We start from the raw sequence: 16,397 nt of genomic DNA, 5'->3' as shown, positions 1-16,397 counted from the left end.
CCCGTGATTAGCCGCGATGAATATTATCATTCGCCTGTTTGAGTAAGTTTTGGCTCTCATTCATAAATTGTTGAGAATAAGTACCAAACCAATCACTCACCTGCTTAAAGCTTTCGATGAATCGCGCTTTGTCTCTGCTATCCAGAATCGCTACTGCATCACCTAAACGCTGATGGAATCGCTTGATCATATCGATATTCTCTTGAGAAGAGAAAATGATATCACCGTACAAGTTCGGATCCTGACCAAACAGTCGTCCCACCATCGCCAATTCAAGGCGGTAGATTGGCGAGCTTAACTTCAACAACTGATCGATGTTCGGATTCTCTTTGCTAAGGTGCATACCGTAAGCAAACGACGTGAAGTGGCGCAGCGCCTGAATCAACGTCATGCCATGATCGTGCTCTTGTGCATCGATTTGGCACAAGCTTGCGCCCCAAATCCCAAACTGTTGCAATAGCCATTGGTAATGCTCGTGACCACGGCCATCACAGTACACAATAACCTGCTTGGCAAGGCTCGGAACATCTGGGCCAAACATTGGGTGCAAACCAACCACAGGACCTTGATGCACATTCAACATTGCTTGCAGAGGCTTCGATTTGATAGAAGTCAGGTCACACAGAATACAGTCTTGCGGCAAGTTCCCCAGTTTTTCGATCACCCCTTCCGTTAGATGAATCGGCACCGTGACCACGACTAAACCCGCGTTGTCTAGAATCTCATCCGCATGATCCCAGTCTTTACTACCGAGAACTTTGACCTGGTAGCCCGACAATTTGAACATACGCCCAAACAGGCCACCCAATTGACCATTACCACCAATAATAACAACTGAGCGTAAATCAGGGTTCAAACACTTAAAACCGGAATCTTTCTCGCTGGCATAAGACTCACGCATTGTTCGACGCAGAATATCTTCAATAAGCTGTGGAGGAATTCCCATTTTTTCAGCTTCAGCGCGACGAGAAGCTAACATCGCCGCTTCGCGGTCTGGAGCATAAATTGGCAAACCATGTTCGCTTTTTACTTCCCCAACTTTCTCTACGAGCGCTAAACGCTGAGCCAATAGCTCCAACATTTGCTTGTCGACTGCATCAATCTGATCGCGTAATGCGTTAAGTTCAACTGCCATTGATGTTCCTTAAATCCTGTATTAATTAGCCTTTAGACGATTTTCTAAGAAAGGCACTAGCTCTTCATGTGCATGACGTAATAGTGTCTCAGTTGAATCCCAATTGATACATGCGTCAGTGATAGATACACCGTATTTCATCTCTTCAAGAGCTAAGTCAGAAGATTGATTTCCTTCATTGATATGGCTTTCAATCATAAGACCGATAATAGATTTATTGCCTTCACGGATTTGATGAATCACATCCTCCGCGACTAATGGCTGGCGACGGTAATCTTTACGTGAGTTGGCGTGACTGCAATCCACCATTAATGAAGCATCAAGACCAGATTTCGCCATCTCCTGCTCACACTCAGTGACGGATACCGAATCGTAGTTAGTTTGCTTGCCGCCACGTAAGATCACATGTCCATTAGCATTGCCCTGGGTGGTTAATAGTGCGACTTGTCCCTCACGATTAATTCCCATAAAACGGTGGCTAGAGGACGCAGCTTGCATCGCGTTAATTGCGGTTGCCAAACTGCCATCCGTGCCATTCTTAAAACCGATTGGCATAGACAGGCCGCTTGCCATTTCACGGTGAGTTTGTGACTCCGTCGTACGAGCACCGATGGCTGCCCAGCTAAAAGTATCCGCCAAGTATTGTGGGCTAATTGGGTCTAGAGCCTCAGTCGCGAGCGGGATTTCCATCTCTGCCAGCTCCACCAGAAGTTCGCGTCCAACATGCAGACCGTGTTCAATATCGAAACTGCCGTCTAGGTGTGGGTCATTGATCAGGCCTTTCCAGCCGACCGTGGTGCGCGGCTTCTCAAAGTAAACACGCATAACAATATACAGTTGGTCACTTAGTTGTTCAGAGAGTGCTTTAAGGCGCTTTGCGTAATCCTTCGCCGCTTCTACGTCGTGGATAGAACATGGACCGCATACAACAAGCAGGCGGTGATCCTTCTTGTGAATAATATTAGCGATAGTTTGACGAGACTCTTGAATAAAGCGACGTGCTTTTTCACTCAAAGGAAGCTTGGTTTTTAGTTCCTCCGGAGTAATAAGAACCTGTTCTTCGATAATATTAATATTGCTCAACTCACTTTTCTGCATAACTCTAACCTGTATATTTATTTTTACAACCAACCAAACCCTTGGTGAGACAACTAAGCTTTAACGACAAGATAACAGGCTAAAAAAGAAAAACAAGCGTACATAATAAAAAACATTTAGTGTAAATTAAAGTTTACAGTTAAATAAAAAGCCAAAGCATAATTAACTTTGGCTTCTCATCGCCGTTTTGAATCTTTTACAAGAGGTTTAGCTAGTCAAGCGTTTCATCGCTTCACTCGCCGCTTTCCACTCTTGAGATAGCTTAAGTTCGCTTGGAGAAAATGACTGTTTTTTCAGTAATGCATCCGCGAGTGGCACGGTTGAAACCGGTAAGTTGTCTAATACTTCAACGTGCGCTTCTCGTTTATTACACATTAACAACATATCGCAGCCAGCTCTCAATGCTTGAGCACCTCGCTCGGCTGGGCTGCCCATAATCGCAGCGCCTTCCATGGTCAAGTCATCCGAAAAAACCAAACCTTTAAAACCCAATTGCTGACGCAGAACCTGTTTTAACCAGTATTCAGAACCGCTGGCTGGTTGAGCATCATAATGTGGGAAAATCACGTGAGCAGGCATCATGGCATCTAAAATACCGGCATCAATTTGCGCTTTGAAGATCGCCATATCTTGTTCAAAAATATCACTGCGCTCGTCGTATGGTGTTTCTAGATGTGAGTCTGCAATCACGCCACCATGTCCAGGGAAGTGTTTGCCTGTCGTTGCCATGCCAACACTCTTCATTCCTTGCATATAAGCAGTGCTATAGCGAAGAATGGTATCGGCATCTTCACCGAATGCACGGTTACCGATCGCTTTACATTGATGGCCTTGGTCAAGTACCGGGGCAAAGCTTAAATCAATATCATGGGCAATCAGCTCTGCTGCCATTAACCAACCGCCCATACGAGCAAGCTCTTCACCATTTTGATGTTTAGCGTACTCATCAGCAGCAGGAATTAATGAGAAACCTTCACGAAAGCGCTGCACTCGGCCGCCTTCTTGATCCACACCGATCAAAAACGGGCGCTTAGCCGCCTTTCGGATGGATTGAGTAAGTGCTTGAAGCTGTTCGCTATCATGATAGTTGCGAGCAAATAGAATTAAGCCACCAACCGTAGGATGCTCCAAGATTTCTTTGTCTTCAGCGGTCAGTTCATACCCCGCAACGTCAACCCATAACGGTCCCATGTTTTCTCCTCAAAATCGGCTGAATATCTCGTATTCGATGAGGTTATTCGCTTCAGATTTGCTTTACAATAAGTGAATGAAGAATTGACGAGATCGGCTATGAAATTTAACGAACTGTACATTGGTGTGATGTCTGGAACGAGTATGGATGGTGTTGATACCGCTCTAGTTGAAATAAGCGATGAGCACGTTCGTCTGATTGCGCACGACGACTACCCAATGCCCGCAGCACTAAAAGACATGCTGTTATCTGTTTGTACCGGTCAAGCAACAAATTTAAAAGCCATAGGTGAACTTGACCACCAGCTCGGCCACCTATTTGCAGATGCCGTGTTACAGCTGCTCAATAAGTCTGGTTACGTCGCAGAGCAAATTCGTGCGATTGGTAATCACGGTCAAACAGTGTTCCATCAGCCTACCGGAAACTTGCCGTTTACCACTCAATTGGGCGATGCCAACATTATCGCGGTCAAGACAGGCATTGATACGGTAGCGGATTTTCGTCGTAAAGACATGGCGCTAGGTGGACAAGGTGCCCCACTCGTCCCTGCTTTCCATAAAAGCATTTTTGCGATGCAGGATTCCACAACTGTGGTACTTAACATTGGAGGCATTGCCAATATCTCGGTACTGCATCCAGAACAACCAGTCATTGGCTATGACACAGGCCCGGGCAATATGTTGATGGACGCATGGTGTGCGCTGCATACTGGGCAAAGCTTCGACGAAGATGCACAATTTGCACTTAAAGGAACGGTAAACGCTACTTTGTTGACTCAATTACTCAAAGAAGCTTACCTCGCCATGCCTGCCCCTAAAAGTACCGGGCGAGAACTGTTCAATATTGACTGGCTGCATCTACAACTGGCCCATCACAATTTACCAATCGAAGACGTACAACGTACACTTTGCGAGTATTCTGCAATTACCATTGCCAACGAAGTCGACAAGTTTTCTCATGGCATCACACCTCAACTATTGGTCTGTGGCGGTGGAGCAAGAAACCCACTTTTGATGCAGCGACTAGCTAAGTTATTGCCACAATGGAGCGTTGCGACAACGGCAGAAAAAGGCGTTGATGGCGACTACATGGAAGCAATGGCGTTTGCTTGGCTTGCGCAGCGCCATATTCACGGCCTCCCTAGCAACTTACCGGAAGTTACGGGGGCAAGTCGTCTCGCTTCACTGGGTGTACTCTATTCAAAAAATTAAGGGCAATAGATCCTAAACAAAAAGGCTTAATTCATTATGACGAACGATGCACTTATCGCAGCTTTATCCCATCTGGTATCTGAAGGGCGAAACCCAGACACCATGGACATCGACTTGCTGCCTTCTCTCGATATTGTTCAACGCATCAACCAACAGGACAAACTCGTTCCTCTTGCCGTTGAAAAAGTGTTGCCTGAGATCGCTGAAGCCGTTGATAAGATCACGGAAGCATTTAAGGTCGGAGGTCGGTTGTTTTACATCGGTGCGGGTACCAGTGGTCGACTTGGCGTTTTGGACGCTTCAGAATGCCCACCAACTTTTGGCACAGATCCAGAGATGGTCGTTGGTATTATTGCCGGTGGAAAAGAGGCAATGTTCCGTGCAAAAGAAGGGGCGGAGGACGATCCAGCATTGGGTGAGCAAGATCTTAAAGAGAATACTCTAACACAACGCGATGTCGTCGTTGGTATTGCGGCAAGTGGACGAACACCTTACGTGATTGGTGGCTTAGAGTATGCGAACGAGCTTGGTGCCACCACTGTAGCACTATCTTGTAACCCTGACTCTCCGATTGCAGATATTGCTGATATTGCGATTAGCCCCGTTGTTGGACCTGAAGCGTTAACGGGATCCACTCGCTTAAAATCAGGGACGGCACAAAAACTCGTACTAAACATGCTCACTACCGCAAGCATGATTCGCCTGGGCAAAAGTTATCAGAACTTAATGGTAGATGTGAAAGCGACGAATGCAAAGCTAGTTGCAAGAGCGGCTCGTATTGTTATGCAAGCAACAGATTGTACTAACCAAGAGGCTAAAACGGCGCTCAAAGAAACGGACTACGACGCCAAGTTAGCGATTTTGATGATTTTAACCGGGCTGGATAGAGAAAGCGCGACTGAGCAACTGAACGCCAAGCAAGGATATTTAAGAAAAGTCGTGATCGCGCAAACTAATCAATCTTAATCAATAAAGCGCCTCACTTATTTAAAAGTCAGGCGCCTTTTATGGCTTAATTTAGTAGTTCAATCGTTCAATGTGAGTAATACCGACTTTACCTTCAAGGTCACTGAACATATGAACCATTGCTGGGTATGGTTGTGCTCCAGGGTAGACAACTTCTGCATTACAGAAAAACGCATAGTTTTGTCCGGCTACGACTTGAGTAGCCACAACCAAAGGGGAGTATTTGACACCGACAAACCCCTCGATACCTTTAGCAAATACTTCTTTATTATCTGCTGTGAGTTCATGAAATGGACTCCAGCCACCAGCCATTTGCGTTGACATAATGTGATTCCTTTTTTCTGTGCTCACTATCAAGCAGTATGAACATAGTTTAATAAGAAAGATTTTGCCACATTTATGTGATGCAGACAGTGTAACAACGGCTTTATTGACTATTAATTTGAGTATTCATTCCAACCACGTTGCCATTCCATGCGGAATTTTTGCGCTTGCTCAGTACCTTCACAAACCCCTTCGTAATACTGACCAGATAACCCCATTTGATACGCAAAAGCAGGATTACAGTACTCACGTAAACCTTCTAAATAACCTTGGTCGTAGTCACTTTGCTTAACACTACCCAACTCACGAAGCTCGCTCATCGTGCGCGATGTGTGTCCGGTTATGCCATCTTGATATCCGATCTGATGCCAATCTCCCGACTTGGCAAGATCTGCTGTCGTTGCTGTGCATCCTGCAAGTAAAGCCAGTGCCAGACCTACCGTTACCTTTTTCATGGTTCTTCCTTAAGTAATTGTTTTCAAAAATAAGCTTACCACTAATTATTGGCGCTTGCCGCTGAGCTTGCAGATTGAACCACTGATGACTCAAATCAGCCACTCAAGACTGTCATCAACCTTTCGCCATTTTTAAAAACCGCTCAAGCAGCATATCGACCACTCAGTGCTCTATTCGACCACTCATCTACTAACCGAATGCATTTAACACAAGCGACGCATAACATGCATCCTGAGATTAAAAAATTACCCTACCCAACTAAGACCAAGGACAATTGCTATGATGTGGTTTCTAACCTGTGTCGCAGCCCTAATCGGCGGATACTTCATCTACGGCGCTTTCGTCGAGAAGATTTTCGGCATCAATGAAAAACGCCAAACGCCAGCTCACACCAAATCGGACGGTGTTGACTTCGTTCCAATGTCAACAAAGAAAGTTTACCTAGTTCAACTACTTAACATCGCAGGTGTTGGTCCAATTTTTGGCCCGATCATGGGGGCACTATACGGTCCTGCGGCGATGCTTTGGATTGTAGTCGGTTGTATTTTTGCTGGTGCAGTACACGATTACTTCTCAGGCATGCTTTCAGTGCGTAACGGCGGTGCATCTGTACCTACCATTACAGGTCGCTACCTAGGTAATGGCGCAAAACACTTTATGAATATTTTTGCCATTGTCCTATTGCTTCTAGTTGGCGTAGTGTTCGTTTCAGCCCCTGCTGGCATGATTACTAACCTCATCAATGATCAAACAAGCTTGAGCGTAAGCATGACTACAATGGTTATTGCTATCTTTGCTTACTACATCATTGCGACGATTGTTCCTGTCGATAAAATCATTGGTCGTTTCTACCCACTGTTTGGCGCCCTACTTATCTTTATGTCTGTTGGCCTAATGACAGCCGTTGCTTTCTCTAGCGAACACACAGTAATGGGTGACTTCCAAGTTTCGGACATGTTCTCTAACCTCAACCCAAATGACATGCCGTTATGGCCTGCATTGTTCATCACTATCGCATGTGGCGCTATCTCTGGCTTCCACGCAACTCAGTCTCCACTGATGGCGCGTTGTATGGAAAATGAGAAAAACGGTCGCTTCGTATTCTACGGTGCAATGATTGGTGAAGGTGTTATCGCGCTAATTTGGTGTGCTATCGCTCTGTCTTTCTTCGGCTCTCTAGACGCTCTATCAGAAGCTGTGAAAAACGGTGGCCCTGGTAACGTGGTATACAGCGCATCATTTGGTCTGCTAGGTGTGTTCGGTGGTATCCTTGCGTTCCTGGGGGTGGTTATCCTACCAATTACGTCTGGCGATACAGCGTTCCGTTCAAGCCGCTTGATCCTTGCTGAATACTTCAACATGGAACAAAAAACGCTACGTAACCGTCTACTGATGGCACTTCCACTGTTCGTTATCGGCGGTATCTTAACTCAAGTAGACTTCGGCATTATCTGGCGCTACTTCGGTTTTGCAAACCAAACAACAGCGGTAATGATGCTTTGGACTGCGTCCGCTTACCTTCTGCGTCACAACAAGCTGCACTGGATTACCACTATCCCAGCTATCTTCATGACCACGGTATGTGTCACGTTCATCTTAAACAACAGCTCGCTAGGTTTTGGTCTGCCAATGCAACTATCAACTATCGTAGGTATTGTGTTTGCCCTAGCTGTGACAGGTTACGTTATCAAAACCTCTAAGGGTAAAGGTGAAACTGAACTGGCTGACGAAGAGAAACCACAAGCCGTATCAGAAACAGCGTAATACTCGTCACATCTGAGTGACTAAGATAGGAGCCTGCCAATTGCAGGCTCTTTTTGTTTTATACCCAAGTCACTTTAAGGTTCAGAAAGCACAGCGCAGCATCATTTACTTAGCTGTTCTTATCTATCTGAGCCAAGCATCTTGAGGTTACTTAGGTATACAATAACAACATTGATTCTAGGTTAGGTTCACTATGGAACTGGTCATCTCCCTTTTACAACAGATGTGTGTGTACTTAGTTTTGGCTTACATGCTAAGTAAAACGCCAATCATCTTACCTTTGCTGAGTATTTCTTCGCGCTTAAGCCACCGCCTAATTTGTTACGTACTCTTCTCTGGCTTTTGTATTCTCGGCACCTATTTCGGTCTGCACATCAACGATGCTATTGCCAATACTCGTGCGATCGGCGCAGTTATGGGCGGGCTGTTTGGTGGACCTGTTGTAGGTTTCGCCGTCGGATTTACTGGTGGCATCCATCGATACTCTCTTGGTGGCTTTACTGACCTAGCCTGCGCAATTTCAACCACCGCCGAGGGCGTAATTGGTGGCTTACTCCACGTTTACCTTATCAAGCGAAATAAAGGCGCATTGCTGTTTAATCCAAGCGTCGTATTCAGCGTCACGTTTGTTGCAGAAGTGGTGCAAATGATTTTGCTGCTCGCCGTCGCGAAACCTTTTGATCAAGCCTATGAACTGGTGTCCGCTATTGCAGCGCCTATGATCATCGCGAATTCATTTGGTGCGGCGTTGTTCATGAGTATCCTGCAAGACAGAAAAGCAATCTTTGAAAAGTTTTCTGCGACGTTTTCGCGTCGAGCGCTCACCATTGCTGATCGCTCAGTGGGAATTCTAAGCAACGGCTTCAACACCGAAAACGCAGAGAAAATCGCGCGTATTATTTACGAAGAAACCAAAGTGGGCGCTGTCGCGATTACTGACCAAGAAAAAATCTTGGCGTTTGTGGGTATTAGCGATGATCACCATAAACCAAACACGCCGATTTCATCGCAAAGCACATTAGACTCCATGGAGAAAAACGACATCATTTATCTTGATGGCGCGGAGCGTCCATACCAATGCTCCATTGCAAAAGATTGCAAGCTCGGATCTGCGCTGATCATCCCACTGCGTGCAGGGAAAGAGGTCATTGGTACCATAAAGCTGTATGAACCGAAGCGTAAATTGTTCTCGACGGCCAACATGTCGATGGCGGAAGGAATAGCCCAGCTTCTATCTAGCCAAATCCTTTATGGCGATTACCAACAACAACAAGCCTTACTCGCCCAAGCAGAAATAAAATTGCTTCACGCTCAGGTGAATCCACACTTTTTGTTTAATGCACTCAATACTATTAGTGCGATTACTCGTCGTGACCCTGACAAAGCGCGCGAGCTAATCCAAAATCTATCGCACTTCTTCCGCAGCAATTTAAAGCAGAACATTAATACCGTGACGTTAAAGGAAGAGCTTGCACATGTGAACTCGTACTTGAGCATCGAAAAAGCGCGTTTTACGGACCGCTTAGAGGTTGAAATCGATATTCAACCTGAATTGCTGGACATCAAATTACCAAGCTTTACACTCCAGCCTTTGGTTGAGAATGCCATTAAGCATGGCATTTCAAACATGCTTGAAGGTGGTAAAGTTCATATATACAGCGAAGCACACCCACAAGGTCACTTGATTACCGTCGAAGACAACGCAGGCAGTTTTGAGCCGCCAAAAGAAAACCACTCAGGGCTAGGTTTAGAAATTGTCGACAAGCGTCTCACTAATCAATTTGGACGTGATGCAGCGCTAAAAATTACGTGCGAGCCACATCAATTTACTAAAATGAGCTTTATCATTCCCCCAAAATCATAAAAGCACGCTGAAGCAATAAAGGTAATGTTGGATGTTAACCGCACTCGTCATTGATGATGAACAGTTTGCTCGTGAAGAGCTAGCAGAGTTACTGGATGAAACAGGCCAAGTTGAGGTCGTGGGCGATGCCTCAAACGCAATCCTCGGCCTAAAAAAAATCAATGAACTCAAGCCTGATGTGGTGTTTCTCGATATCCAAATGCCTCAAGTCACGGGGATTGAATTACTAGGGATGCTTGATCCAGAAACCATGCCTTATGTGGTTTTTGTCACGGCTTATGATCAGTATGCGATTCAAGCATTTGAAGACAATGCCTTTGATTACTTGCTCAAACCTGTCGACCCATGCCGGCTAACTAAAACGGTAAAACGACTAAACAAAGTCATTAGCCAATCCGCCCTAACGCAACAACTGTCTGCTATTACACCTGACACGTTGGATCAAATACCGTGCATCGGACACAACCGCATCGTTATCATGGCCACCGACACGGTGGAATGTGCTTACAGTGATATCAGCGGCGTGCATGTACGCTCCACCAGCCAAACCGCGAGCACCCAACTGACATTAAAAACGTTGGAAGAGAAAACCCCTCTAGTCCGCTGCCATCGTCAATACTTAGTCAGTATTAAAGCGATTAGCGAAATCAAGTTACTGGAAAATGGGTTAGCGGAAATCATCACCAAAACAGGCTTTGAGATACCAGTAAGCCGCCGCTACTTAAAGGTGCTCAAAGAGATGCTCGGCATTAGCCACTAACACAAAAACTTCACACATCATCGCTGAGTTTCCGCTAGCGTATAAATAGGACGCTCTGAAAAGACGAGGCGATGATGTATAAAGTTTTATTCATATGTAAGCACAACGCTGGACGAAGCGTCCTCGCGGAGTCAATCGCAACCAATATCCTGCCAGCAGATTTTAGTGTCACCAGTGGAGGCTCACATCCCACAGGCAAGGTGCACCCAGTGGTGCAAAAATATTTAGATGACCACCAACTCCCCATTCCGCATATCCACACGCATTCATGGGAGGAGCGAACTCAGTTTCTTCCCGACATCGTTATTATTCTCTGTGATTCTTTACATCAAGAAACCGCTCCTCAGTGGCTTGCAGGTGGTGTTCGAGTAAACTGGCAAGTTGATGCTTTTCCGACCGATGGTTCTGATGAAGACATGTACGCACATTGCGAAAAGGTTGCTCAGTCGCTTGAGCGAAGAATCACGAAGATGTCTGATATGATTATCGATGGTTTAGGAAAAGACCAAATTCGTGATTACCTAAATGAGTTAAGAGAGATGTAAAAAAGGCGACCCACAGGTCGCCTTTTGAATATTCGATAAATGGAGACTAATCCACTTGCTTGATTTGCAGTTCTTTAGGTACTTCAAAGAACATATTCTCTTCACGGCCAAGTACTTCATCAACCGCTTCGGCACCGACGAGTTCTTTGATTCGCTCTAGAATCTGATTAACGAGCTCTTCCGGAGCAGATGCTCCCGCAGTCACGCCGACCTTTGTTTTGCCTTCGAACCACTCAGGTTTGATATCTTCCGGACAGTCGGTTAAGTAGCCAGGTGTCCCTAGCTTTTCAGCTAGCTCTTTAAGACGTGTAGAGTTTGATGAGTTTTTAGAACCCACCACAACCATCACATCTACGTCACCAGCTAATTCACGTACGGCATCTTGGCGGTTTTGTGTCGCGTAACAGATATCGTCTTTACGTGGACCTTGGATATCTGGGAACACGCGGCGTAGCTCTTCGATAACATCGGCAGTTTCATCGACAGAAAGCGTCGTTTGGCTTACGTAATGAAGATCGGATGGATCTTTCACAATCGCCTTCAGTTTCTCGACATCGGCTGGAGTTTCAACCAAGTACATACCACCGGTTTCACTGGCGTATTGCCCCATCGTACCTTCGACTTCAGGGTGACCTGCGTGACCAATCAGAACCACTTCCATATTACGACGGCTCGCACGCGCCACTTCCATATGCACTTTGGTTACTAAAGGACACGTTGCGTCAAATACGGTCAAATCACGCAGCTTCGCTTCCTGACGAACCGCCTGCGATACACCATGAGCAGAAAAAATCACAATGTTGTTGTCTGGCACTTCGTGCAGTTCTTCAACGAAGATAGCACCACGCTGTTTTAGACCTTCAACCACAAAACGGTTATGCACCACTTCATGTCGAACATAGATAGGTGGCTGATACATCTCTAGCGCACGCTCTACGATGCTAATCGCGCGGTCAACACCAGCACAGAAACCACGTGGGTTAGCTAACAGGATTTTCATTTCATTGCTCATGGAAGTTATCTTTTATTTGGTTCGCTATTCTACTGACAAAATTTCAACTTCGAAAGTCACGTCTTGTCCCGCTAGAGGATGGTTGAAGTCCACAGTGACTGAATCGCCTGCAATCTCTGTAATAATGCCCGGGATTTCCATGCCATCAGGGCCACTGAAGGCCATGATTGTACCAACTTCCACTTCTGCATCACCTACAAATTTAGTGCGATCCATATAGTGAATATGATCAGGGTTTGGCATACCAAACGCGTCTTCTGCCTTTAGCTCAATCGCTTTTTGTGCGCCTGTTTCGAGGCCTATCAAGCACTGCTCAAAGTTTTCACTCAAGCTGCCATCACCCATAACAAATTTCGCTGGTTTACCCATGTTATGAGTACTATCTGCAACCGATCCGTCTTTCATTTTAATCGTAAAGTGAAGGGTTACTACCGATTCATTGGTTATTGTTGTCACGTTAATGCTTCCTTGTTCTTGGGTTATTACGCTGTCAGCTTGGTCTTTTTATACATTGATATGCTGATTGGCGCTCCAACATAATAAAAAGCATCGCTCGAATCAACGGACGACGCTTAGGGTTATTCGATATACCGCAAAAGATTACTTGTCAGCGTCTTTTTTACGGAAGCCATCCAGAATAATCATTGCCGCACCAATACAGATCGCCATGTCAGCAAGGTTGAATGCTGGCCAGTGGTAGTTACCCCAGAAGAAGTCTAGGTAATCAACAACAAAGCCATGAACGACGCGGTCAAACACGTTGCCCACTGCACCACCAATAATCAGTGCATAAGCAATGTTGTTCCATTTTTCTTTTGCTGGAAGCTTACTCATCCAGTAGGTCAAAAGACCCGTAACAACAAACGCGATACCTGTAAATAACCAGCGCTGCCAACCAGCTTGATCGCTCAAGAAGCTGAAAGCGGCACCGTAGTTATGAACGTAAAGTAGGTTGAAGAATGGCAACACCTCAATTCGGTTTGCCCATCCGTAGCCCATGTTGTCCATCACCACCAATTTGATGCCAATATCTGCAATAAATACCAGAATTGCTAACCACAGCCAGCGAACTCCAGATTGCTTTAACGTCAGTGCTTTTTCACTCATTACTTTACCTACAAACAGCCCCAGTAAATACTGGGGCTGTTAATTTTAAAAAAAGTTCAGTCGTTCTAGGCAATTACGCGAATTTACGTACTTCACCTTCGCCGTCTACGTTAGACACACAACGACCACAGATCTTCTCGTGACCTTCAATTGTGCCTACGTCTGGCGTGTGGTGCCAACAACGGTCACACTTCTCGCCTTCAGCTGCTGCTACTTCTACAAACAAGCCTTCGATATCTGTGGCTTGTGCTGCATCCGTCTTCTCACCTAGAGGCTTAACTTTCGCCGCAGAGGTTAGTAGAACAAAGCGCAGTTCATCTTCAAGTTTGTTGATCTTCGCCGCTAGTGCGTCATCAGCAAATAGAGTCACTTCAGCTTGTAGTGCACCACCAATGGTTTTCTCTTTACGCGCATCTTCTAGAAGTTTGTTTACCGCACCACGAACCGCTTGGATCTCAGACCAGAATTCGTTGTTCAGCTCTTCACCTTCAGCAAGACCGAATAGACCGTCGAACCACTCACCAGTGAATACGAACTTGTCGCGTTGACCTGGCATTTCGTTCCAGATTTCATCTGCAGTGAACGACATGATTGGCGCCATCCAACGAACTAGCGCTTCTACGATGTAGTAAAGTGCAGTCTGACAGCTACGTTGAGCGTTGCCGCCACGTTTTGCTGTGTACTGACGGTCTTTAATTACGTCTAAGTAGAAAGAGCCCATTTCGATTGAACAGAATTGCATTAGACGCTGAGTTACACCGTGTGTGTTGTACTCTTCGTATGCTTTAACAATCTCTTCTTGTGCTGCTAGTGCACGACCAACCGCCCAGCGATCTAGCGCAACCATCTCTTCAACAGGAACGATGTCTGTTTCAGGGTTGAAGCCGCTTAGGTTAGCAAGGAAGAAACGCGCTGTGTTACGGATACGACGGTACGCATCTGCGCTGCGTTTTAGGATTTCATCAGAAACCGCAACTTCACCAGTGTAGTCTGTAGAAGCAACCCATAGACGAAGAATGTCAGCACCTAGCTTGTTGGTTACGTCTTTTGGCGCAACCACGTTACCGATAGATTTAGACATCTTACGACCCTGACCGTCAACCACGAAACCGTGTGTCAGTACTTGTTTGTAAGGTGCTTCGTCTTTCATCGCAATAGATGAAATTAAAGAAGATTGGAACCAACCGCGGTGTTGGTCAGAACCTTCTAGGTATAGGTCTGCACTGTTGCCGTTGTACTCTTCACGAGCATCAACAACAGAGAAGTGAGTGACACCTGAATCGAACCATACGTCTAGCGTATCTAGCACTTTTTCGTATTGGTCAACGTCAGCACCTAGTAGTTCAGCGGCATCTACATCCCACCATGCTTGGATGCCTTTCTCTTCAACCAGCTTAGCGACTTTCTCGATCAGCTCTAGCGTGTTTGGATGAAGTTCTGCTGTTTCTTTATGAACAAACAGAGCAATTGGCACACCCCAAGTACGTTGACGAGAGATACACCACTCAGGGCGACCTTCGATCATACCTTCGATGCGGCTTTGACCCCACTCAGGCATCCACTCTACATTCTTGATTGACTCTAATGCTTTAGCACGTAGGCCAGCTTGGTCCATAGAAACGAACCATTGAGGTGTAGCACGGAAGATGATTGGGGTCTTATGACGCCAACAGTGTGGGTAGCTGTGCTCGTAAGCGTGGTGGTGTAGTAGTGCACCTTTTTCTTTTAGTACTTCTACTACTGCATCGTTCGCTTTAAATACGTGCTGACCAGCAAATAGCTCTGTATCTGGTAGGTAAACACCGTTTGAGCCAACTGGGTTTGCTACTTCTAGGTTGTACTTGTTACCAACCGCGAAGTCTTCTTGACCGTGACCAGGAGCAGTGTGAACAACACCAGTACCTGAATCAGTCGTAACGTGATCACCAAGGATCGCCGGTACAGTGAAATCGTAGAATGGGTGTTGGAATTGAGAAAGCTCTAGGTCCGCACCTTTAGCAAAGCCAAGGTTGTGGAAGTGCTCGATACCCGCACGATCCATTACGTCTTTCGCTAGCTCAGCAGCAACGATGATACGCTCAGCGTTGTCGCCTTCTGTTTGGATAAGCACGTACTCTAGATCATCACGTAGACATACTGCGCGGTTTGCAGGCAGTGTCCAAGGTGTTGTTGTCCAGATAACGATAGATACGTCACCGTGACCTTCATGACCTTCTGTCAGTTCAAATTTAGATAGCAGTGCCGCTTCGTCAGCCGCTTTAAAACGAACGTCGATAGATGGCGATACTTTATCTTTGTATTCTACTTCCGCTTCAGCAAGAGCAGAACCACAGTCTGTACACCAGTGAACAGGTTTGAAACCTTTTAGAAGGTGACCATTGCTTGCAATCTTACCAAGAGCACGAATAATGTTCGCTTCAGTTGCGAAATCCATAGTGCGGTATGGCTTGTCCCACTCACCCATGATGCCAAGACGTTTGAAGCTCTCTTTCTGACCTTCAACCTGACCTGCTGCGTATTCACGACATTTCTCGCGGAATTCCGCTGCTGTCACTTTTTGGCCTGGCTTACCTACTTTCTTCTCTACCATTAATTCGATTGGTAGACCGTGGCAGTCCCAGCCTGGGATGTAAGGTGCGTCAAAACCTGAAAGTGTTTTGGATTTAATAATAATGTCTTTAAGAATCTTGTTTAGTGCGTGACCAATATGAATGTCACCATTTGCGTAAGGAGGGCCATCGTGCAATACGAATGACTTTTTGCCTTTCTTAGCTTTACGGATTTCACCGTAAAGATCTTCTTTGTACCAACGCTTAAGCATTTCTGGCTCACGATTGGCCAGGTTGCCGCGCATTGGAAACCCTGTTTCAGGTAAGTTCAGGGTATCTTTATACTCACTCATCGATTCTTAATTCCGTTATATTGGGCGAAAATTAGACATTATGTTGAACGGTGGAATAAAC

Annotated in this window: 15 protein-coding genes; 6 read left to right on the top strand and 9 right to left on the bottom strand. The window is 45.8% G+C overall.

From position 1 onward, the window contains the following. Positions 1–7 precede the first annotated feature (7 nt). The 3 genes from tyrA to nagZ all read right to left on the bottom strand — a co-directional run bounded on the left by tyrA (position 8) and on the right by nagZ (position 3,424). Positions 8–1,135, bottom strand: a complete 1,128-nt coding sequence (tyrA, locus tag R7Z10_RS17250; RefSeq protein ID WP_005381901.1) for a bifunctional chorismate mutase/prephenate dehydrogenase — start codon at positions 1,133–1,135, stop codon at positions 8–10. Between the two features lie 21 nt (positions 1,136–1,156). Then, positions 1,157–2,233 (bottom strand): 3-deoxy-7-phosphoheptulonate synthase, encoded by a 1,077-nt coding sequence (locus R7Z10_RS17245; protein WP_318105371.1) that lies wholly within the window; start codon positions 2,231–2,233, stop codon positions 1,157–1,159. A gap of 207 nt (positions 2,234–2,440) precedes the next feature. Further along, positions 2,441–3,424 carry a beta-N-acetylhexosaminidase gene (nagZ, locus tag R7Z10_RS17240; protein WP_064369000.1) on the bottom strand — a complete coding sequence of 328 codons (984 nt, stop codon included), beginning with the start codon at positions 3,422–3,424 and terminating at the stop codon, positions 2,441–2,443. Between the two features lie 99 nt (positions 3,425–3,523). Here nagZ and R7Z10_RS17235 point away from each other — a divergent pair, with 99 nt between their 5' ends. Together R7Z10_RS17235 and murQ are read left to right on the top strand one after the other, a co-directional pair. Further along, a complete protein-coding gene (locus R7Z10_RS17235) occupies positions 3,524–4,636 on the top strand; it encodes an anhydro-N-acetylmuramic acid kinase (protein WP_158157247.1) in 1,113 nt (370 codons plus the stop codon). Between the two features lie 36 nt (positions 4,637–4,672). Beyond that, complete coding sequence (gene murQ / locus R7Z10_RS17230; protein WP_017636161.1) at positions 4,673–5,602, top strand: N-acetylmuramic acid 6-phosphate etherase; 930 nt, start codon at positions 4,673–4,675, stop codon at positions 5,600–5,602. 51 nt (positions 5,603–5,653) lie between these two features. Here the strand turns inward: murQ and R7Z10_RS17225 are convergent, their stop codons facing one another. Next, a complete protein-coding gene (locus R7Z10_RS17225) occupies positions 5,654–5,926 on the bottom strand; it encodes a hypothetical protein (RefSeq protein WP_053350226.1) in 273 nt (90 codons plus the stop codon). Between the two features lie 113 nt (positions 5,927–6,039). Continuing rightward, a complete protein-coding gene (locus tag R7Z10_RS17220) occupies positions 6,040–6,381 on the bottom strand; it encodes a DUF2799 domain-containing protein (protein WP_005381912.1) in 342 nt (113 codons plus the stop codon). A 280-nt stretch (positions 6,382–6,661) separates the two neighbouring features. Here R7Z10_RS17220 and R7Z10_RS17215 point away from each other — a divergent pair, with 280 nt between their 5' ends. The 4 genes from R7Z10_RS17215 (at position 6,662) to R7Z10_RS17200 (ending at position 11,315) form a co-directional block, all read left to right on the top strand. Next, on the top strand, positions 6,662–8,146 hold the full coding sequence (locus tag R7Z10_RS17215) for a carbon starvation protein A (RefSeq protein WP_005381914.1): 1,485 nt from the start codon (positions 6,662–6,664) through the stop codon (positions 8,144–8,146). Between the two features lie 193 nt (positions 8,147–8,339). Then, positions 8,340–10,010: a sensor histidine kinase gene (locus R7Z10_RS17210; protein ID WP_318101988.1), complete on the top strand. Its 1,671-nt coding sequence runs from the start codon at positions 8,340–8,342 to the stop codon at positions 10,008–10,010. A gap of 31 nt (positions 10,011–10,041) precedes the next feature. After that, positions 10,042–10,770, top strand: coding sequence for a two-component system response regulator BtsR (gene btsR, locus R7Z10_RS17205; RefSeq protein WP_005381917.1), 729 nt, complete (start codon positions 10,042–10,044; stop codon positions 10,768–10,770). 71 nt (positions 10,771–10,841) lie between these two features. After that, entirely contained in the window at positions 10,842–11,315 is a 474-nt protein-coding gene (locus R7Z10_RS17200; protein ID WP_017636163.1) for a low molecular weight phosphatase family protein, read from the top strand. Between the two features lie 46 nt (positions 11,316–11,361). On the opposite strand, the gene ispH is transcribed toward R7Z10_RS17200, so the two are convergent. From ispH to ileS, 4 genes are all read right to left on the bottom strand, one after another. Continuing rightward, positions 11,362–12,327 carry a 4-hydroxy-3-methylbut-2-enyl diphosphate reductase gene (gene ispH / locus R7Z10_RS17195; protein WP_017636164.1) on the bottom strand — a complete coding sequence of 322 codons (966 nt, stop codon included), beginning with the start codon at positions 12,325–12,327 and terminating at the stop codon, positions 11,362–11,364. 24 nt (positions 12,328–12,351) lie between these two features. After that, complete coding sequence (fkpB, locus tag R7Z10_RS17190; RefSeq protein WP_005381922.1) at positions 12,352–12,783, bottom strand: FKBP-type peptidyl-prolyl cis-trans isomerase; 432 nt, start codon at positions 12,781–12,783, stop codon at positions 12,352–12,354. 144 nt (positions 12,784–12,927) lie between these two features. Then, a complete protein-coding gene (lspA, locus tag R7Z10_RS17185) occupies positions 12,928–13,434 on the bottom strand; it encodes a signal peptidase II (protein ID WP_005385948.1) in 507 nt (168 codons plus the stop codon). Between the two features lie 73 nt (positions 13,435–13,507). Then, the gene (gene ileS / locus R7Z10_RS17180; RefSeq protein ID WP_017636166.1) at positions 13,508–16,336 is read right to left on the bottom strand and encodes an isoleucine--tRNA ligase; all 2,829 of its coding nucleotides are present in this window, start codon (positions 16,334–16,336) and stop codon (positions 13,508–13,510) included. Positions 16,337–16,397 lie beyond the last annotated feature (61 nt).

This window comes from Vibrio sp. Vb1018 (assembly GCF_033338775.1).
Classification (GTDB): domain Bacteria; phylum Pseudomonadota; class Gammaproteobacteria; order Enterobacterales; family Vibrionaceae; genus Vibrio; species Vibrio alginolyticus.
The sequence above is the reverse complement of the archived record's forward strand: the minus strand, read 5'-3'. Positions and strand labels throughout refer to the sequence as shown.